This is a genomic window from Micromonospora endophytica (genome assembly GCF_003236305.1).
GTDB classification, from domain to species: Bacteria; Actinomycetota; Actinomycetes; order Mycobacteriales; family Micromonosporaceae; genus Micromonospora; species Micromonospora endophytica.
Genome location: NZ_POTX01000008.1, coordinates 16641 through 36357 on the forward strand (window position 1 = coordinate 16641; position 19717 = coordinate 36357).

Sequence of the window (19717 nt, forward strand, 5' to 3'; positions counted from 1 at the left end):
GCAACTCTTTCCGGTAACCACTGTGGTGCTCGCCCCGTACGCCTTGCTGATCGTCCCGATGGCGGTGCTCAACGACAACCCGGACATCGGTTTCATCATCATGCTGCTGGCGCTGGCCCTGCCGGGTTGCCTGGTGGTGGAGTTCGCCTTTCTCAAGCGGATGGGTCGGCGGGGGGATTGGCAACGCGCTCTGGTCGAGGCCAACAGCGGCTACCCTTACCTTTACAAGATCGCCCGCTCGGCCGCGCTGGTCAGCGTCACCGCGGACCTGTTAAATGCCTGGGCCGGCCAGGGCACCATCTTCGCCCAGGTCACCGGCGAGATCGTCGCCTCACCGGCGGCACTGGTCAGCGGGCTGTTCATGGGCTGGCGCTATCTTGCCTTCGCCCTGCTGGTCGCAAGTCTGCTAGCTGGCCAGGCCAGCCGGCTTGCCTGTCTACGTTGGACGCTCTGTCTGCTCGGGACGCAACTGGTGGTCGTGCTGGCAACGGCCTTGACTGCGCCGCTGATGACCTACCTGTCCTTCCTTGTGGCGCTCGCGGCCATTTGCGGCCTGCTGCACAGCCGGTTCATCATCGTCACCGCGCTGGCGCTGTTCCTGATCTGGCCGGCGATGTACGAAGCTCGCAACGACCTGCGCACCGATGGCGGCGTGGCGGTCGACGAGACGGAGACCTCCGGCGACCGGCTGCGGCTCGACCTTCAGGTGACCCGGGCCAGTGGGCACGACGCCCCTGTCGATATCGAGCGCCCCGGCCCGAGTCAGATCGTGCGGTACGGGCTGGTGCCCCGAATGCTCGATCAGGACCGGCCGGCCATCTCGACAGGCATCCGGATCAACGAGTACCTGGGCGGCACATCCACCTCCGCCTACACCTTCCTCTCGCTCGGCACAATCTACTTCCTGGACGGCCCGTGGGGTGTGGTGCTGTTCCATATCGGTTGGGCGCTCGTCGGCATCCTGCTGCTGCGGGCCGGCGGCGCACCCGGGCCGATCCGCCTCGGGCTCTTCAGTTTTGTGGTCGCGGCGCCGCTGATGTGGTCGAGAACGTATCCGGAGTCGATGATTCTGTTCGTGCAGTTCGTCGTTGCCGCGCTGCCGGTGCTGCTGCTCCTGCGCCTGGGGCGAAGGCGGTCGCGGGTGGTGCCGCAGGGCGCCCGGTCCGGCACGTGACGACCCGGGTTTCATCCCGGCCTGGTCCGGCGGCCACCGGTGCTGCCGGTGGCTCGGCTTCCTGGCGCGCGTTCGCCCGCCGGGCGGTGACGGCGTTGTCCGTGAACGGGCTGTCGAGTGTGGGCAACCTGATGGTCTCGGTCTCCGTCGCACGCGGCGAGTCGCTGTCCGGACTGGGCCAGTTCGCCCTGACCCTCTCGCTCTATGTGCTGGTCATCGGTCTGGTGCGAACGGCGGTCACCGAGGCGGTGCTGGCCGCGCGTACGGCACCGGCGCGGTGCACGATCAGGCAAGGGGCTCGCCGGGCTGCCGCTGTCGCGGTGGCGGCCGGAGTGATCACAGCGGCCACCGGGGCGGTGCTCGGCTCTCCGTACCTCACTGTCGCCGGCCTGGCCCTGCCCGGCCTCGTGGCCTATGACTATGTCAAGGCGATCAGCATCGGCGTCGGTAGAACCCGGGTGGCATGGGCCCAGGAGTGCGCCTGGCTGGGCTTGACTGTGCTCTCCGTCGGGACGGTGCTGGTCGCGGATGCGCCGCCGGTGATGATCTTCGTTGGCTGGGCGGCTTCCGGTGCCGTCCTCGGCATCGTGGTCGCCCGCTGGCAGCGCTATGGCATGCTGCCCCGCTGGGGGCTCGATCGTCGGGACAGCCGGGTCGCCGCCTCGTTCGCCGGGCAGTTCCTGGTCACCGCTGGTTCGGCCCAACTGGCCCTGAGCGCTCTGGCTGCCACGGCGGGGGTGGCCGTGGTGGGCGCCCTCGGCGCGGCCCGGACGGTCTTCGGGCCGGTGACCCTGCTGACGACCACGCTCTCCGCGCTGATCGTGCCGTACCTGGCGCAGTCCCGGGCCGATACGCCCCGGGCTCGGCTACGGGCCGCCGGTGCGGCTGTCGCCCTGACCGTGGGTGTCCTTCTGCCGCTGGTCATCGTGGTGTGTCTGCTGCCTGACGAGGTCGGCCGGGCAGTGCTGGGTGACAACTGGCAGGCAGCCCGTCCGCTGCTGCCGCTGCTCTCCGTCGAGGCGCTGTTGGAACCGATCGCGCTGGTCGCGTTCGCCGGGCACCGGGTGCAGTCGGCGGGCGCGCGGGCGTTGGCCATCGGCGTGCTGCTCGGACCGTTGCGGATCGCGACGATCGTGGCGGGTGGTGTGCTGTTCGGCGCTGCTGGCGCGGCCGGTGCGCTGGCGGTGCTGGCCCTGCTCAGCGCCGCCTGCTGGTGGTTGAGCTACCGGCGGCTGAACGCGACACCGGCCGACTCGCGCTGACCGGCGCCGCGTCCCCGTTCAGCTGGCGACGTCGACCAGGGCGGCGCGGATCCGCTCCACCACGGTCTTGACCTCCGCCTCGCTCAACTCCGCATGGGTGGGCAGGTTGATGCCCCGGCGGGCGAGGTCGGTGGTCACCGGGCAGTTCGCCGCCGGGTCGCGGTGCGCGGGCAGCTCGGTGATCGGTACGAAGAATGGGCGGGTGTCCACGCCGCGCCGGTCCAGTGCCCGGGCCAGCGCGTCCCGGGACGTGGCGTTCCCCGCGTCGCCGACCAGGAACGCGGCCATCCACGGCCCCCGGCGTACCCCGGGCAGCACCGGCTGGCGGGTCAGGGCCGGCTCGTCGGCCAACTGCTCCTCGTAGTCGGCGATCACCCGGTCGCGCCGCGCGATGATCTCGTCGGCCCGGTCGAGCTGGGCGCAGAGCACCGCCGCGCTCAGGTTGGTCATCCGGTAGTTGTAGCCCAGCACCGGGAAGTAGTAGCGGCGGTGCGGGTCCATGCCCTGGTTGCGCAGCAGGCGCATCCGGTCGGCTAGGGCCTTGTCGGAGGTGGTCACGCAGCCGCCCTCGCCCGAGGTGATCACCTTGTTGCCGAAGAACGAGAACGTGGTGACGTCGGCCAGCGACCCGGTGGGGTGCCCGTCGAGCGTGGCGCCGAACGACTCGGCCGCGTCGGCGACCAGGAGCAGTCCGTGCCGGTGGCAGAGATCACGCAGGGCCGGGTAGTCGGCCGGGTGGCCGTACAGGTCGACGGCGATGACCGCCCGGGTACGCGGCCCGATCGCCGCGCGTACCGCGGCCGGATCGATGCACCAGCTCTGCGGCAGCACGTCTACGCAGACCGCGCGGGCACCGCAGTACGCGACCGCGTTCGCCGTCGCCACGTAGGTCAGCGCCGGGACGATCACCTCGTCGCCCGGCCCGATGCCGGCGGCGGCCAACACGAGGTGCAGGGCCACCGTGCCGTTGCCGGTGGACACCGCGGCGTCCACGGCGCAGCGGCGTGCGAAGCGGTCCTCGAACTCCCGCAGGTAGGGGCCGTGCGACGAGATCCAGCCGCTGCGGATCGCGTCGACGACGTAGCGCTCCTCCAGGTCGGTGATGCTGGGCCGGGCGACCGGGAAACGCGCCGGCGCGCTCACGACACCACCTCCGGGTCGAGGGCGGTGGCGAACGCGGACCGGGGCACCGGGCCGGGCTGCCCGTCCGCCGCCCACCGCAGCACGTCCAGGTAGTCCCGACCGGTGGCCGCCCAGGTGCGGGTGGCCAGCCGGCCGTCGGCACGGCGGGACGCGGCGGCGTAGTGCGCGCGGTCGGCGGACAGCCGGCGGACCGCGTCGGCCAGAGCGGACGGGTCGGTGGCCCGGAACACCGCCGCCTGCGCCCCGGTGAATTCCAGTTGGGCCAGCAGCGGCTCCGAATCGGCGCAGGCCACCGGGAGCCCCCAACTGAACGCCTCCAGCATTGTCCCGCTCGCCGCCTCCCAGAGCGATGGCACCACCACCGCGTCGGCGCGGGCGTACAGGGCGTTCAGGTCGTCCAGGCTGACGAAGCCGGGGAAGGACACCCGGCCGCGCAGGTCCGGCTTGGCGGCCCGGGCGAGCAGGCGACTCGCCTCGGGTTCGACCAGCGGCCCCGGGCAGACCAGGCGGTACTCCGGCAGCAGCGCCATCGCCTCCAGCAGCGTCGCGTGGTTCTTGTGCGTCGCGGTCGACGACGGGTAGACGAGCAGGCCTTGTTCCGGGCGGGCGTCGGCCCGGTCCGGCGCGGGCTGGAAGGTGGGGGTCGGGATGAGCACGATGCGCTGCGCTGCCTCGGGGAACAGGCGCAGCGCCTGCCGGTACGGGTGCGGCCAGGTCACCACGACGGCACCGGCCCTGGCCACGTTCTCGCGGACCACGGCCGCATACCCGGGGGAGTGGAAGTCGGCGAGCAGGTGCCGCAGGTCGTGCAGGACCACCACCGACCTGCCGGACCCGGTGGGGGCGCAGTGGAATGGGTACAGGGTCACGTCCGCGCTGGACGACGGCGGTCCGGAGCGTTGGCGCAGCAGGTTGACCGTCCGCCGGACGGCCACCGAGTTACGGATCCGGGTCGGAGTCCAGCGTCGCAGCAGTTGCCCGGCCGGATTGTCCGACCGCAGCGGCTGGGTCACCTCGGTCCAGTCGATCCGGTCGGTGGGCAGGTAGCCGCGCCACTGGTCCAGCGTGCCGCGCAGGACGTCGACCCGCAGGTCGCAGGAGTCTTCGGCGGCCATCCCCGCCAACAGGCCGTACGCGAACGCCTCGACACCTGCCGCGTGACCGGGGCGGATCGGGGTGGCGTCGACGGTGACCCTCATCGGTCCACCCGCACCAGGCGTCCCATCCGCTCGTCCTCGAGCAGTTGACGGTCGGCGTCGACCATGATCCGCACCAGGTCGCCGAAGAGGGTCTTGGGTGCCCAGCCGAGGCGACGGCGGGCCTTACCGTAGTCGCCGATCAGGGCGTCGACCTCGGCCGGCCGGTAGTAGGCCGGGTCGATCTGGACGTACTGCTCCCAGTCGAGCCCCACCTGTTCGAACGCGGCCTGGACGAAATCGCGGACGGTATGCCCCTCACCGGTGGCGACCACGTAGTCGTCCGGGGTGTCCTGTTGCAGTGCCAGCCACATCGCCTCGACGTACTCCGGAGCGTAGCCCCAGTCCCGTACCGCGTCGAGGTTGCCCAGGTAGAGCCGGTCCTGCAGGCCCGCCTCGATGCGGGCTACCGCCCGGGTGACCTTGCGGGTGACGAAGTTCTCGCCGCGCCGGGGGCTCTCGTGGTTGAACAGGATGCCGTTGACGCAGAACATGTCCCACGACTCGCGGTAGTTCACTGCCGACCAGTACGCGTAGACCTTGGCGCACGCGTACGGGCTGCGTGGATGGAACGGCGTCTCCTCGCGCTGCGGGGGCGGTGTCGAGCCGAACATCTCCGAGGAGGACGCCTGGTAGTAGCGGCAGTCGATGCCGGCAGCGCGGGCGGCTTCGAGCATGTGCAGGGCACCGAGCGCGGTGACGTCGGCGGTGTAGCCGGGGATGTCGAAGGAGACCCGCACGTGGCTCTGGGCGCCGAGGTTATAGATCTCGTCCGGCCGGATGTCCCGGATCATCGAGGTAAGCGTCGCCGGGTCGGACAGGTCACCGTAATGCAGGAACAGCCGGGCCTCCGAGTTGCGCGGGTGGACGTCGATGCGGTCGAGTCGGTCGGTGTTGAACGACGACGAGCGCCGTTTGATCCCGTGCACCGTGTATCCCTTGTCGAGCAGGAATTCAGTGAGGTAGCTGCCGTCCTGTCCGGTGATACCTGATATGAGTGCCACTCGCGACATCAAGTCCCCTAGTGCTGTATCGGCGGTTGGGTTCGCCTGATTTTTATAGCGGTTTCCGCAGTCTTTTCCTCCGTTTTTGCGCATACTGTTCGGAACGTGTCGCCTACTGCGGTCGGGAGTCACCAAAGAAGCGCTCGCTCGTTGATCCAAGCATTCCTGTTCGCCCGGCGATGGAGCGAAGATGGTCAACGACACCGCCCCCGTGTCGCGATTTCGGGAGGGTGCCGCGGGATCTGGCGAGAAACATTTCCGCGTCCTCGTCACCGCGGAGTACTTTGCCCCCGGCTGGCGAGCCGGTGGGCCGGTGCGCTCGATCTCGGACGTGCTCGCGCGAGCCAGCGACGACATCGAGACGACGATGTTGACCCGCGACCACGACCTCGGTTCCCGCACCCCCTATCCCGGACTCTCCGGCCGATGGGTGCGATTCGGTCGGACCAACATCTTTTACCTCGGGGTACGTCATCCGGCACACTGGCGGCGACTCTGGCGGGCGCTGCGCGCGGTCCGGTTCGACCTGCTCTACGTGAACAGTGTCTGGTCGACGTTCTCCATCCTGCCCATCGTCGCGGCGCGGCTCGGCCTGCTGCGAGTGCGGCGCGTGCTGGTGGCGCCCCGAGGCGAGTTCGGCTCGGCCGCGCTGCGGCTGCACGGCGTGCGGAAGCGGATCTTTCTGGCTGGCTGGCGGTGGATGCTCGGGCAGCCACGAGTGTTGTGGCATGCCACTACCCCGGCTGAAGCCGCCGACATCCGTCGAGTGCTGCCCCGGGCCCGGATCGGGGTGGTAGCCGTCGCCAGCGGACCCGAGCCGGAGCCGGAGCCTGTCGCGCTGCCACCGGCGCGGCAGGCGCGGTTGGTCTTCATCGGCCGGATTTCCCCGATCAAGAACCTCGATCTGACGCTGCGTGCGCTCGCCCACGTGCCGGTACCGGTCCGGCTGGACATCTACGGTCCGGTGGAGGATCCGTGGTACTGGCGTCGATGCCAGAAGATGGTTGCGGACCTGCCTGACTCGGCCACCGTGGCCTATCGGGGGGAGTTGCATCCCGACCAGGTCCGGGAGACCTTCTCCCAGTACGAGGCCTTCGTGCTGCCGACCCTGGGCGAGAACTTCGGCAACGCCATCGCGGAGAGCCTGTCGGCGTACTGTCCGGTGCTCTGCTCCGACCGCACTCCCTGGACCGGTGTGTTGCGCGACGGCGGCGGGCTGGTGCTTACCGAACTGACCCCGACCGCGCTTGGCGCTCTGGTCACGCAGGTCGCTACGGCCGCGCCCGAACAGCGACACGCGGCCCGGGTGACCGCAGGGGCGGCTTACCGGCGCTGGCGGGCGGGCCTTACCTCGGTCAGCGTGCTTGACCAGGCGCGACACGTGATCAGCGACCCGACGTACCAGGTGTCCGCACAGTGCCGCAGGTCCTGAGCCGGTGGGGCCACGCCGCCCGCCGCCCCGATCGTCAGAAACCGCTGTGAGGAGAATGCCGGTGACCCGAGTGATGACAGTCGTCGGGACCAGGCCGGAGATCATCCGGTTGGCCCGAGTGATCGACGCGCTGGACCGCACCGCGGAGCACACGTTGGTGCACACGGGACAGAACTGGGACCCGGCGCTGTCCGACATCTTCTTCACCGAGTTGGGGGTCCGCGCGCCGGACCGGTTCCTGCGGGCGGACACCAGCTCGCTCGGCAGCCTGCTCGGCGCCGTCCTGGTCGGCACCGAGGCCGCGATAGCCCAGACGCGTCCGGACGCGCTGCTGGTGCTCGGGGACACCAACAGCGCGATCGCGGCGCTGATGGCCCGGCGGATGAAGGTGCCGGTGTACCACATGGAGGCCGGCAACCGTTGCTTCGACCTGAACGTGCCGGAGGAGACCAATCGGCGAATGGTCGACCATGTCGCCGATTTCAACCTCGTCTATTCCGAGCACGCCCGGCGTAATCTGCTCGCCGAGGGCCTGCATCCGCGGCGTATCCTGCACACCGGCTCGCCTATGCGCGAGGTGCTCGACCACTACCGGCCGCAGATCGAGGCATCCGCTGTGCTGACGCGGCTGGACCTGGAGCCTGGCGGGTACTTCGTGGTCAGCGCGCACCGGGAGGAGAACGTCGACCACCCGGACCGGCTCCGTCGGCTGCTGGACTGCCTCTGCGCGGTCCGCGACGAGTGGGGGTTGCCGTTGCTGGTCTCCACCCACCCACGGACCCGCAAGCGGCTGGAGTCCCTCGCCGTGGACGGTACGCGACTGGAGGCTATCGCCTTCCACGAGCCGTTCGGCTTCTTCGACTACGTCACCCTGCAACGGCACGCCCGGTGCACGCTCTCCGACAGCGGCACGGTCAGCGAGGAGTCGGCGATCCTCGGCTTCCCGGCGGTGACCCTGCGTGAGTCGATCGAGCGTCCGGAGGCGCTGGACACCGGGTCGATCGTGATGACCGGCCTGGACCCCGCCGGGGTGGTGGAGGCGGTTCGCGTGGTGATCGCGCAGGCGGAACTGGGTGCCGCTGTCTGCCCGCTGGACTACCAGGTCCCGGACACCTCACGCCGGGTGGTCGACTTCATCCTGTCGACCGTGCGCCGCCATCACGACTGGGCGGGCATCCGGCGCTGAGGGCGGTGCCGGCCGGGCCGGCACCCCGGTGACCACGACACCGGCCGGGACGTCACGGGTCACGCAGGCCCCGGCACCGACGACGGCGTCCCGGCCGACCGCCAGCCGGGGCAGGACGGCGGCGGTGGTGCCGACCAGCACGCCCTCCGCCAGGCGGCAGTGCCCGGAGACGGCGGCCAGCGGATTGACCGACACGTAGTCGCCCAGCACCGCGTCGTGTCCCACCGTGCAGTTCTGGTTGAGGTGCACGTGCCGGCCGAGGACCACATTGGTCGTCACCCGCGCGCCACCTGCGGCGAACAGTCCCTCGCCGACCACGCAGTCCGCACCGATCTCCGCGTCCGGGTGGATCACCGTGGCGGCGGGAAGCCCGTAATGGGCGATCGCGTCGGCAGTCTCCCGACGCAGCCGCGGCCGGCCGACGCCGAGCGCGACCCGGGTGGCACTGGGCAGCCCGCTGAGCCGGCGGGTCGGACCGAGGAAGGGCGCTCCGAGGCGGTGCACCAGCACGAGGTCGGGCTCGGTGGGGTAGTCATCGACGAAGCCGAGAACTCGCCAGCGGGGTTCGCCGGGAGACGCTGCCCGATTAATCAGACAAATCACTCTAAATACCTCCCGCCCCATGCCGCCGACTCCTACGATCACTATGTCGGTCGTCATCCGTGGCCTCCCTCGCCCGCGAAGAACGCCTGTCGCTCTCCCGCCATCTGAACAGTTCGAACGACTCGATGGTGACGGCCGTGCCGCCGCGTCGCGCCGACTCCGGCCCGGTACCTATCCGGGCCGGACGGTACGGCTGCGGCCTGCGGTGACGACACCCGCTTCCTTGAAGGTGAGCCACACAGTGAACGAGCTGGTGAGAACCCAGCCGCCCGAGACCGCCGGGGCACTCCGGTCGACGTCGCGGTCCGCCGCGGTGGCAGGCGGCTATCGGGTCGTCGCGACCGCCGGTGTGTTCGAGCCTGGCTTCCGGGGCGGCGGGCCGATCCGCTCCCTGCGGTACATCCTGGACACTTTGCCGGACGATCTTGATGTCACCCTGGTCACCCGGGACCGTGACCTGCGGTCGCCGGTGTCCTATCCCGGGCTGTCCGGGCGGCTGTTGCGCCGGGACCCCCGCTCTGCCGTGTTCTACCTCGACCCGTTCGCGCTTCGGCACTGGGCCCGGCTGTTGCGGCACGTCCGGTCCCGGCCGGTCGACCTGCTGTACGTCAACAGTCTCTGGTCGCCGTTCTCGGTGGTGGCGATTCTCGCGGTCGCCCTGGGTGTGCTGCGCGCCGGAGCGATCCTGCTCGCGCCACGTGGTGAACTGGCACCTGCCGCCCTTGGCATCAGGTCGCGCAAGAAGCGACTCTTCCTGTCGGTCTGGGCGCCACTGCTGCGCCGGCTCGATGTGCGCTGGCAGGCCTGTAGCCGGCGAGAGGAAGAGCAGATCAGGGCGGCAGTGCCGTGGGCCCAGGTGATGGTCAACGGCAACGAGTGTGCCGTGCCTGAGGTCCCCGCGCCGCCCGCCGAGCCGAGTGACGGGCCGCTACGGCTGGTCTTCATCGGCCGGATCTCGCCGATGAAGAACCTGGTCACGGCACTGGAGGCGGTGGCTGGCACGACCCGGCCCATCGAGTTCGACATCTTCGGGCCGGTCGAAGACGAGCAGTACTGGGCACGGTGTCGCCGGATCGTCGAGTCGATGCCAGGCCACGTCCGGGTCGCCTATCGGGGCGAACTCCCCACGGCGCAGGTGCTGGAGACCTTCGGCAGGTACGACGCGTTCCTTTTCCCGACGCTTGGCGAGAACTACGGTCACGTGATCGTCGAGAGCATGGCGGCCGGCTGTCCGGTGGTCTGCTCGGACGAGACACCGTTCAGCGAGCAGATCGCCGAGGCCGGGGGAGCGGTGGTACGCCCTGCGACGGCAGCCGCGTTCAGCGCGGTGCTGGACCGGCTGGCCGACCGGTCGGTCGGAGAACGTGCCGAGGCGAAACGGGCAGCGGCCCGGCGGTACCGGATCTGGCGGCAGCAGAGCCGGGAACTCAATGTGCTGGAGCATGCCCGGCGGTTCTGCCGCTGACCGTCGACCCTGCGGGTCCGTCACCCGTGCCGGGTCGGCTCGTTACCTGAGGTGTCCGGTGGTGCGGGCGTGTCTGCCCGACGCCGCGCACTTCGTCAGGTGAGGACGTCAGGTGTCCAGTCGCGTTCGTACGATGGTCCAGCGGGTGCGGGACCATCTCGCCGCCACCCGCGACCCGGAGGCGTTCGCCCGCTCGCTCGGGGTGAACCTGACCGGCCGGGTCCGGTTCTACGGGATCAGTCGGGCGATGTTCGGTTCGGAGCCCTGGCTGATCACTATCGGTGACAACGTTTACATCACCGCCGAGGTCCAGTTCGTCACGCACGACGGCGGCACGCTCATTCTTCGCAAGGAACACCCGGACCTCGACTGGACCGCGCCAATCGTGATCGGCGACGACGTCTACATCGGGATGCGGTCGATGATCCTGGCGGGGGTCACCATCGGTAACCGGTGCGTGATCGGGGCAGGCTCGATCGTCACCCGGGACATCCCGGACAACACCGTGGCCGCCGGGGTGCCGGCGCGACCGCTACGGACCACCGATGAATACCTCGCGCGGTTGCAGGCCAAGTCGTTAGGGATCGGTGACCTGCCGGTGCCCGCCAAACACGAGGCGATGAAGCGGATCTACGGGGTGACCACGGTCTGACGGCCGTCAGGCCCGCCGGTAGGCCACGCGCGGTGGCGGGAACTGGTGTACGCCGCCGACTGTGATCGCGCCCAGGGCGCCGGTCACGCCGGACACCTGGTAGCCGTACCGGTCGCCGGACATCGCCTCCCGCCCGGTGCCGAGGTTCAACGCCGTCCCGCCCGACGCCTCGGCCAGCAACGTCGGCGCGGTGGTGCCGGTGCCCTGCCAGACGAGCGCGTACCAGTGCCAGCCGCTGGGCAGCATCGCCGGTGTGGTCAGCACCGATTCCTTGATTCCGGTGGTGGCCGCCAGCGTGCCGAAGTCGGCGATCGGGCCGAGGAGCGCGGGCCGCCCGGTGGTCGGGTCGTGCGCGTACACGCCGTGGCGCAGCACGCCGGTGCCGGCTGCGGTCACCTCGACGCAGGCCCGGTCGACCGGCGTCGGTTCGACCAGGTACACCGGGTGCAGCAGGAGCCGCTGGAATGCGCCTGTGTAGTTGCTGGCCCGGGTGGGGCCGGCCAACAGCAGGAAGTAGCTGCCGACGCCGAGCGTGGCGCCGGGCACCTGCGGCGGAGCCGGCGGGACAGGCTCGACGCGCCACATGCCGTAGCCGGGCGAAATGGGCACCGCGTACGGGATGCCGTCGACAGCGACTCGGTCGGGCACCGTGAGGTTGGTCGGACCGTCCGCGACCAGCCTCCGGTGCACCAACTGGGATGCCGCCATCCGGGTCTGGGCGATCGGGTCGACCCGCTCGATCACCACCACGTCGTGGGCGCCGGTGGAGACGACGATCTCGGTGGCGGTCGAGGGCGGTGCCAGATAGCGGCGGTACGCGGTGCCGGTCACCGAGTCACCCGGCTCCAGGATGCGTCCCCACACCAGCTGCGGATAGTTCTTCTTCAGACTGGAGCTGATGAACCAGCACTTCGTCGTGGTGTGCCGGGCCCGGGTCACCGGCTGGCCGTCGTCGAAGGGCAACAGCCCGACCGCGATGCCCCACTTCTGCGCACCACCGGCGTCCACGACCCACTGGGTCATGCTGGCTGCGGGCGTCAGCGGATCCCGTAGCGCTGCCGGCGTGATGTCGGTGAGAGCGGGCAGCGTGTCGAGCTTCGCCCAGGTAGACCAGTTGAGCGTGCCGGCGACCCCCACATTGGGCATGAACTGCCGGCGGCTGCCGCCCGTCGGCACGGTCAGCGCGGAACACTGGGTGACCCCGGTGTTCAGAGCGAAACGGTCAAGCGCGGTGACCGTTTGCGCGACCAGCAGTCCGGCTCTGCCCCAGCGATAGAGGTTGTCGATCCGGCACAGCGATGGGATTCGCGGCATGATCGTGGCGATCGGCGTGCCGATGTTCGCCTGGGCGGTGTCGATCATCCCGCGGTAGGAGGGGATCAGGTAGGACTCCCGGATCCGCAGCTCCTGGCCGGTGCTCCGACCGTCCGGCACCGGCCGTCCGTCGAGTTCCACGCTCACCACGTGGGTGTGGGTGACAGGACGGATCTGCACATCCGGCGTGAGACCCGTGATCGGGACAGTGGTGCGGTTCTTGGCCCCCGCCACGTGAGTCAGCGGCGCTGCGGGTCTGACCCGTGCGCCCTGGGCGATCCCGTCCACGAGCACATACGGGTTGCCGAACAGCAGGCTGTTGGGGTTGGTGACGGCGAGCAGGGTGAAGACCCGGGTGCCGTCGGTCCACCGGGAACCCACGTCGGCGGTGGTCTTGCCGTGGTTGGTCACGGCGATCTGGTTGCCCACGTTGTACCCGTGGTTGCCGCCCACGTAGGACCAGCCGGTGTTGATCGGGCAGTTGTCGTCGGAGGTGTCGTGGATCGGGGTGCCCACGGCCGACGGGGAGGGCCAGACCTGGGCGTCGGTCGCCGTCGACGGGACGAGTGTGACCTGCGGCAGGCTGGATTGCCACATGCCGACCATGCCTTCGGGAAAGGCGAGGTTCACCGGCAGCAGCACGTCCCGGGTGTCGTCGAAACGCGAGCGGACGCACATCAGGGCGTTGGAGCGGTAGACGATCAGTTCGGGCATGGCCGGCACCTCCGCCGTGACTCGTACCAACCAGGTCACCTTGGGCCATGTCGCCCACGTTAAGCGACATATGGTCGGCTCTCGGACAGCAGCGGGGGGATTCTCCCGAACGCGGGACGTGGACCAGATGAGTCGATATACATATCTTCGACATAAATTCTGGGGGTTTGTCGATGCGAGTTCTGGTAACCGGCGGGGCCGGTTTCATCGGATCCAATCTGGCCCGTGCGGCGCTGGGCGATCCAGCCGTCAAAGAGGTGACCGTCCTTGACGACCTCTCGGTCGGACTGCCCGGCAACCTGACCGGACTCAGCGTCGACCTGGTCGAGGGTTCCGTGCTGGACCCGGTCGCCCTGGACACGGCGATGGCGGGCCGGGAGGCGGTGGTCCACCTGGCTGCGCTGCCGAGCGTGCCGCGTTCCCTGCGGGATCCGATGGCCTCCCACCACGCGAACGCGACCGGCACGCTGATGGTGCTGGAAGCGGCCCGCCGGCACCACGTCGGGCACGTGGTCGTCGCGTCCTCGTCCTCGGTCTACGGCGCGAACCCCTTGCTGCCCAAGGCCGAGCTGACCTGGACCCGCCCGATGAGTCCCTACGCGGCGAGCAAGCTCTCCGCTGAGGCCTACGCGCTGGCGTACCAGGCGTCGTTCGGCCTGCCCACACTGGCGTTCCGGTTCTTCAACGTGTTCGGGCCGGGGCAGCGCCACGATCATGCGTACGCGGCGGTGATCCCGCGGTTCGTGCACGCCGCACTGCACGGCGAGCCGGTAGTGGTGCACGGTGACGGCACCCAGTCCCGCGACTTCACCTACGTCGGCACGGTCTGCCAGGTCATCCTGGACGCGTTGCGCCGCAGGGTGAAGCATCCGCATCCGGTCAACCTCGCCTTCGGGGCGCGGGTCACCCTGCTGGAGGTCATCGACGAGCTAGCGGGTCTGCTCGGGCGGCCGATCGCCCGCGAACACGCCGCAGCGCGGGCCGGCGACGTACCGCACTCCCTGTCCGATGACACCCGACTGCGGGAGCTGTTTCCGGACGTGGCCCCGGTCGACCGCCTCGACGGACTGCGCGCCACCGTCGAGTGGATGTCCGGGCGGCGCGACGTCGCCACCGCCGGGTTCCGGTGAATCGGGCGGCGAGTCGAGCCGGACCGGCCCGGCCGGCTAATCCGAGCACGGAACTGGCCGGTCCTACATCGATCTCGGCACCGACGACCGTCGAACCGGCCGCGTCCACCCCGGTCGCCGGGCACGCCTCGCCGTCCGTGGCGGCGGCAGGCCGGGATCGGCACGTCACCGTCGGCATCGCCGCAGCCATGGCGGCGAAGGGGATCGGCCTGGCCGCTCCGCTCGTCGTCACCCCGGCCTGCTTCGCCTACCTCGGCGACCAGCGGTACGGCCTGTGGATGGCGGTCACCGCGCTGACCGGCATGGCCTGGTTCGCCGACCTGGGGCTGGGCAACGGGCTGCTGACCCGGCTGAGCCACCACGTCACCGACGTGCGGGCGCAGGCGCGGGAGATCTCCAGTGCCTTCGCCACCCTCGGCGCGGTCGCCGTGGTGCTGGTCGTCGTGCTGGTGCTGGTCGTACCCACGGTGCCCTGGGCCGGGCTGTTCGGCGTGACCGACGCGCGGGTCGCGGCCGACGCGTCCACGATGGTGCTGCTCTGCTTCGGGGCCTTCGCCGTCAACATCCCGTTCTCGCTGATCCAGCGGATCCAGTACGCCCGGGGCCAGGTGGTGCAGAGCAACGTCTGGCAGTCAGCCGGCGCGCTGGTGGCGATGGGCGGGGTGCTCGGTGCCATCGCCGCCGGATGGAGTCCGCTGGTGGTGATCGGCTGCGCGGTGCTGGCCGTCCCGCTGACCAACCTGCTGAACACGGTGGCCTACTTCTGGTTCCAGGAGCCCGCGCTGCGGCCCGGTCCGGCGCTGGTGGACCGGGCCACCGCCGTCGGCCTGCTCCGGCTCGGCCTTCAGTTCTTCGCGCTCACCACCATGTCGTCGATCGCGCTCAACATGGACAGTCCGTTGGTCGCGTACCTGCTCGGGCCGTCGATGGCGGCCCACTACGCGGTCGTGGGGAAGCTGTTCGGGGTACTGTCGATCTTCGTCGGGCTGGTCGGTATGACGATCTGGCCGGTCAACGGCACCGCCCTGGCCCAAGGCGACGTGGCCTGGGTCCGGCGCAACACCCGGCGCATGGTGTTCCTTTACGGGGCGGTCGTCGCTGCGGTAGGGGGTGTGCTGGTCGGCTTCGGCGCGCGGTTGGTCGAGCTGTGGGTGGGCGGCATCGACCGGGCCTCGGTGCCGATTCCGCTGCTGGCCGGGCTGGCCGGCTGGTCATTTCTGGTGGCCGTCACATCCCCGCTGATCATGGTGCAGAACAGCGTCGGCCTGCTTCGGCCGCAGTTCGTCGGCTGGGCGTCGTTCCTGGTGCTGGCGGCCGGGCTCAAGGTCTGGGGGCTGCGGCAGTTCGGGCTGGTTGGGCTGCCGGTCGCGGCCTGTCTGGCGTACGTGCTGACGATGTGGCCGGCGGTGCTGGTGGGCTACCGGCGGGCGCTTGCCGGTGCCCCGTCGAGCCGATCCCGTCGAGGGCAGGAGCGGGCAGATGTCCCCCTTCCGCAATGACCCGGTGCTGCCGGGCGTGTACCGGCCCGACCGTCCGTGCCGGGTGTTGCGGATCGTCGGTGAACTGAATTTCGGCGGCACGGAGATGCGTACTGCCGAATTGTTGCCCCGGCTGGCCACCGCCGGTGTCGAGGTGCACCTGGTGACGCTCAGCGACCGGATCGGTTCCGGACCGCTGGCGGAGTCGGTCATCCGGCACGGTGGCCTGGTCACCCCGATCGCCCTGGACGCGCGATTCGCCCCGCGTCTGTTCGGGCTGCTAAGGCGGTTGCGGCCGGACGTGGTGCACGTCGACTGTGCCAATTTCTCCGGCGTACCGCTGACGCTGGCCCGGCTGGGTGGTGTACCCGTGCGGGTGGCACACTTCCGAGGCGACGACAACGTACGCCGTAGCCTGCGCCGGCGCATCTCACGCTGGCTCTGCGGGCGGTTGCTGCGAGCCAGCGCTACCGACATCCTCGGTGTTTCGCCCAGCGCGCTCACCTTCGGTTACGACGTGGCGTGGCAGAACGACAACCGCTGCCGGGTGGTGCTCAACGGTCTCGACCTCGACCGGCTGTGGGCGCCCGGCCGCGACGATCTGCGGGCGTTGGTCGGCGCGGAACCAGGCGCCCTCGTCTGCGTCAGCGTCGGGCGGGCCACGCCGGAAAAGCGGCGCTGGTTGCTGCCGCCGATCCTGGCCGAGCTGCGGTCGCTGGGCGTACCGGCGCATGCGGTGCTGGTCGGGCCCGGCGACGGTGCGGACGACGATGCGCGGGTACGCGCCGCGGCACACGCCGCCGGCCTCGCCGACCGGGTGCACCTGATCGGCCCCCGCGACGACGTCGGCCACCTGCTCCGGCAGGCCGACGTGGTCGTGCACCCCTCCTGCCTGGAAGGGCTGCCCGGGGGAGTGTTGGAACCCGTCGCGCTGGGCATCGGCACCGTCGCCGCCGACCTGCCCGGGGTGCGGTTCATCGAGGCGCACCTGCCGGGCGTGACGGTCGTCGACACCGACGCGCCGCCGCGGGTCTGGGCCGAGGCGGTACGGACCGCTGCCGCGTACACCGCGACGACGACTCCGCAGACGGCCGCCGCACGTTTCGCCGGCAGCGTCTTCGCCATCGACGCGGCTCTCGCCGCGCACCTCGCCATCTACCGACCACGGGACCATCCGACAGCGCAGCGGAGCCGGCAGCCCGTCGGCTCGGAACGGGGACCAAGATGAACGATCAGACCCTGGTACGCGGCCCGGCGCAACACCATCGGCCGGCCACCCGATCACGCCAGGCCCGGCCACTGCTCGTCGGCGCGTACGCCTTCCCGTACGGTGACGCCACCTCCAACCGGTTGCGGCAGCTGGCCCGCAGCGCCGCGCCCGAGGGGCTGCGGACCCTTGTGGTGAACGACTGGCCCGGCGAGGTGCCCTACCCCGGCGAGGTCACTGACCTCGCCGGAATCGACCTGATCACGATGCGGATCCGGGGCGGCAACCGGCTCACCCGGATGGCGGCCCGCCTGGCCCGGCCGGTACGCGTGCTGCGTGCTTTGCAGCGGCACGGCGTGGATCGCGACGAGATCGGCGTGGTGCTGCTGCCGATGGCGCTGATGACGCTCGGCAACTGGGCGGTGCTGCGGCTCGTGCTGCGTGCCCCGGTGGTGGTGGACGCCAGCGAACGCCACGACCGGCACCAGTTCGCCCACGGCTGGCTCACCCCGTACTTCGTTCGGCACCGCTGGTCCACGTTCCTGGCGACCCGGCTGGTGGGACGGGCCACGGCGGTGACCGGCGCGCTCGCCGATCACCTCGCCGGGTACGGCCTAGACGTGCTTGTGGTGCCGCCGCAGGTCGACTGTGCGGAGTTCCGGCCGCCCCGGCCGCCGTCGCTGGCCGCCGGGCTGCGGCTGCTGTACGCCGGCACTCCCGGCCGTAAGGACATGCTCGACGTGATCGTGCGCGGGATCAGCCGGCTCGACCCGCAGGAGCAGCGGCGGGTCAGCCTGACCATCGCGGGTATCACCCGTGAGCAGGCCGCCACCGGGTCGGACCTGGACCCGGCTCTGCTGGACGAGGTCGTCGCCGAGGTGACCTTCCTCGGGCGGGTGCCCCGCGACACCGTGCTGACGCTGCTTGGCGGCGCGCATTTCTCGATGCTGGTCCGGCCCACCGGCGGGTACGCCGCCCACGGGTTTCCGTCGAAGGTGCCGGAGAGCCTCGCCGCCGGTTGTCCGGTGCTGCTCAACCACACCAGCGACCTGGCCGGCTACGTGCGCGACGGCGTCGAGGGCCTGGTGCTCGACGGCAACGGACCGGACGACGTGCGCCGGGGGATCGAACGGGCGCTGTGTCTGCGGGACGAGCAGTGGGCAACGATGAGCCGAGCGGCCCTGTCCCGTGCTCGTGAGTCGTTCGACCAACGCGCCTGGCAGGCCCGGATCAGCGCGTTCCTGACCGCCCCGGGCGGTCGCTGATCAGTGGGACAGCACGGCGGGTGCGGCGGGTACCCGCTGGTCCAGCCGGGTGGTGTCGCGCGGTTCGCCTTCGGCGGCGCTGCGCTCGCCGTCCTGGTCTGCGGTCGGCTGGTGCAGCAGGGCGGCGACCGCGAGCCAGAACACGTACGGGTACGGCTGCCCCGTGCCGAAGATGGCCGACTCGGTCAACTGCACTATCACGCCGCTGACCACGAGCCAGACCAGGCCCGAGTTGGCCCCGCGCACCGGTACGCGCAGCGCGCCGCGCCCGACAGCCAGCAGCAGCGCCACCAGCGGGACGACGGCGGTGAGCCCCAACTCCAGCAGCAGTTGCAGATAGCTGTTGTGTACCAGGCTGATACCCGCGGCGAAGGCCCCGTCGTAACCGGCCAGTTCGATCAGGTGGTTGCGGGACGCGTAGCCGAAGCCGAGCGTGGGTCGCTCCTGCCACCACAGGTCGATGGTGGCCTGCCACATCTCTGTCCGGCCGTTGGACAGATCGGTGCCTCCGGGATCGGTGAAACGCAGCACGATCCGCTGCATCCATGGCGCGGAAAAGATGATCGGCAGCAGGTTGAGCAGGTGCGCCAACAGCAACGTCACGGCCACCGCGGAGGCGGTGCGGGTCACCGGCCCGAACCCGCGACGCAGCAGGACCCAGGCGGCACCGACGAGCACTGCCACGATCCCGGTACGCGACTGCGACAGCAGCAGGCAGACGCCGGCCGGCAGTGTGCCGAGCAGCAGCACGGGCCGGCGGAACTGTTGGTACATCGCCCAGCCCAGCGGGATGGCCAGTGCACACACGATGCCGAGCAGGTTCGGGTTGTTGTAGATGCCCTGGAACCGCTGGTTGCCGGGCAGCGCGGCGGGCAACACGCCGTTGGTCAACCCGTATCCGAGGCTGACCAGGGCGGACACGCTGAGGACCAGGTATATCGTCCGTAGGTCGGCCAGCACCACCGCACGCTCTGACCAGCGCCGCCGGAGCAGCACGTGCACCAGGGCGGCCAACAGCACCAGGGCCACCCCCCGCTGGAAGGTTTCCAGCGGGACCACCGACCAGAGGGCGCTGAGCGTGGCGAGCCCGGCGATCGCCCAGAGCGCGCCGACGAGGATGCGAGTCCACGAAGCGAGCCGGACGGGGGCCCGCAGCGGCTGGAACAGCGCCCACACCACGAGGCCGGCGACTGCGGCGTAGCGCGGGTAGAAGCTCAGCTCGACCAGGGTGGGGAGGTCCGATGCGGCGCAGACCAGCAGCGCCGTTGCCAGGCCCAGCAGCCACCGCCAGCCGTCCATCCGACGGACAAGGGCGACCAGCAGGAGCAGCAGGGGCAGCCCGATCGCCACCAGCGGGGCGTCCACCGCGAGCAGGGTCGCGACCACGACCAGCCCCGCCGCCCCCGCGACAATGCTGCACTGGGCCAAACGGTTCATCACGTGTTGTCCTTCGATTCGCGGCCGGCCCGCGCATCAGGCGGCCGGCGGTCGT

16 protein-coding genes are annotated in these 19717 nt (G+C 70.4%); 10 read left to right on the forward strand and 6 right to left on the reverse strand.

The window, feature by feature from the left end; all coding sequences use genetic code 11:
* Nucleotides 1–22 precede the first annotated feature (22 nt).
* Nucleotides 23–1174: a hypothetical protein gene (locus C1I93_RS02370; RefSeq protein ID WP_146603407.1), complete on the forward strand. Its 1152-nt coding sequence runs from the start codon at nt 23–25 to the stop codon at nt 1172–1174.
* 95 nt (nt 1175–1269) lie between these two features.
* Nucleotides 1270–2436 carry an MATE family efflux transporter gene (locus C1I93_RS02375; protein ID WP_146603408.1) on the forward strand — a complete coding sequence of 389 codons (1167 nt, stop codon included), beginning with the start codon at nt 1270–1272 and terminating at the stop codon, nt 2434–2436.
* An 18-nt stretch (nt 2437–2454) separates the two neighbouring features.
* On the opposite strand, the gene C1I93_RS02380 is transcribed toward C1I93_RS02375, so the two are convergent.
* From C1I93_RS02380 to gmd, 3 genes are read right to left on the reverse strand one after another with little or no spacing between them, the layout of a single operon-like run.
* Nucleotides 2455–3579, reverse strand: coding sequence for a DegT/DnrJ/EryC1/StrS family aminotransferase (locus tag C1I93_RS02380; protein ID WP_111241539.1), 1125 nt, complete (start codon nt 3577–3579; stop codon nt 2455–2457).
* Nucleotides 3576–4778: a glycosyltransferase gene (locus C1I93_RS02385; protein WP_111241540.1), complete on the reverse strand. Its 1203-nt coding sequence runs from the start codon at nt 4776–4778 to the stop codon at nt 3576–3578. The genes C1I93_RS02380 and C1I93_RS02385 overlap by 4 nt, the downstream gene beginning before the upstream one ends.
* Entirely contained in the window at nt 4775–5788 is a 1014-nt protein-coding gene (gmd, locus tag C1I93_RS02390; RefSeq protein WP_111241541.1) for a GDP-mannose 4,6-dehydratase, read from the reverse strand. Before gmd ends, C1I93_RS02385 begins: the two co-directional genes overlap by 4 nt.
* A 304-nt stretch (nt 5789–6092) precedes the next feature.
* Here gmd and C1I93_RS02395 point away from each other — a divergent pair, with 304 nt between their 5' ends.
* Nucleotides 6093–7211, forward strand: coding sequence for a glycosyltransferase (locus C1I93_RS02395; RefSeq protein ID WP_181444981.1), 1119 nt, complete (start codon nt 6093–6095; stop codon nt 7209–7211).
* A gap of 61 nt (nt 7212–7272) precedes the next feature.
* Nucleotides 7273–8397, forward strand: coding sequence for a non-hydrolyzing UDP-N-acetylglucosamine 2-epimerase (gene wecB, locus C1I93_RS02400; protein WP_111241566.1), 1125 nt, complete (start codon nt 7273–7275; stop codon nt 8395–8397).
* On the opposite strand, the gene C1I93_RS02405 is transcribed toward wecB, so the two are convergent.
* The gene (locus C1I93_RS02405) at nt 8326–9057 is read right to left on the reverse strand and encodes a NeuD/PglB/VioB family sugar acetyltransferase (RefSeq protein ID WP_111241543.1); all 732 of its coding nucleotides are present in this window, start codon (nt 9055–9057) and stop codon (nt 8326–8328) included. The two genes, wecB and C1I93_RS02405, sit on opposite strands and share 72 nt — an antisense overlap.
* 184 nt (nt 9058–9241) lie before the next feature.
* On the opposite strand from C1I93_RS02405, the gene C1I93_RS02410 reads away from it, so the two are divergent.
* Nucleotides 9242–10465: a glycosyltransferase family 4 protein gene (locus tag C1I93_RS02410; protein WP_111241544.1), complete on the forward strand. Its 1224-nt coding sequence runs from the start codon at nt 9242–9244 to the stop codon at nt 10463–10465.
* Nucleotides 10466–10577: 112 nt separating this feature from the next.
* Nucleotides 10578–11117 carry an acyltransferase gene (locus C1I93_RS02415; protein ID WP_223256354.1) on the forward strand — a complete coding sequence of 180 codons (540 nt, stop codon included), beginning with the start codon at nt 10578–10580 and terminating at the stop codon, nt 11115–11117.
* Nucleotides 11118–11123: 6 nt separating this feature from the next.
* Here C1I93_RS02415 and C1I93_RS02420 read toward each other — a convergent pair whose 3' ends face one another.
* Entirely contained in the window at nt 11124–13145 is a 2022-nt protein-coding gene (locus C1I93_RS02420; RefSeq protein WP_146603409.1) for a hypothetical protein, read from the reverse strand.
* Between the two features lie 173 nt (nt 13146–13318).
* On the opposite strand from C1I93_RS02420, the gene C1I93_RS02425 reads away from it, so the two are divergent.
* Genes C1I93_RS02425 through C1I93_RS02440 form a run of 4 tightly spaced genes read left to right on the forward strand, consistent with a single transcriptional unit; the run spans nt 13319 to nt 18225 of the window.
* Nucleotides 13319–14275, forward strand: coding sequence for an NAD-dependent epimerase/dehydratase family protein (locus C1I93_RS02425; RefSeq protein ID WP_111241547.1), 957 nt, complete (start codon nt 13319–13321; stop codon nt 14273–14275).
* A complete protein-coding gene (locus tag C1I93_RS02430) occupies nt 14272–15774 on the forward strand; it encodes a lipopolysaccharide biosynthesis protein (protein ID WP_146603410.1) in 1503 nt (500 codons plus the stop codon). The genes C1I93_RS02425 and C1I93_RS02430 overlap by 4 nt, the downstream gene beginning before the upstream one ends.
* A complete protein-coding gene (locus tag C1I93_RS02435; RefSeq protein ID WP_111241549.1) occupies nt 15755–16981 on the forward strand; it encodes a glycosyltransferase family 4 protein in 1227 nt (408 codons plus the stop codon). Before C1I93_RS02430 ends, C1I93_RS02435 begins: the two co-directional genes overlap by 20 nt.
* Nucleotides 16978–18225 carry a glycosyltransferase gene (locus C1I93_RS02440; RefSeq protein WP_111241550.1) on the forward strand — a complete coding sequence of 416 codons (1248 nt, stop codon included), beginning with the start codon at nt 16978–16980 and terminating at the stop codon, nt 18223–18225. Before C1I93_RS02435 ends, C1I93_RS02440 begins: the two co-directional genes overlap by 4 nt.
* On the opposite strand, the gene C1I93_RS02445 is transcribed toward C1I93_RS02440, so the two are convergent.
* Nucleotides 18226–19662, reverse strand: coding sequence for an O-antigen ligase family protein (locus tag C1I93_RS02445; RefSeq protein WP_111241551.1), 1437 nt, complete (start codon nt 19660–19662; stop codon nt 18226–18228).
* Nucleotides 19663–19717: the final 55 nt, after the last annotated feature.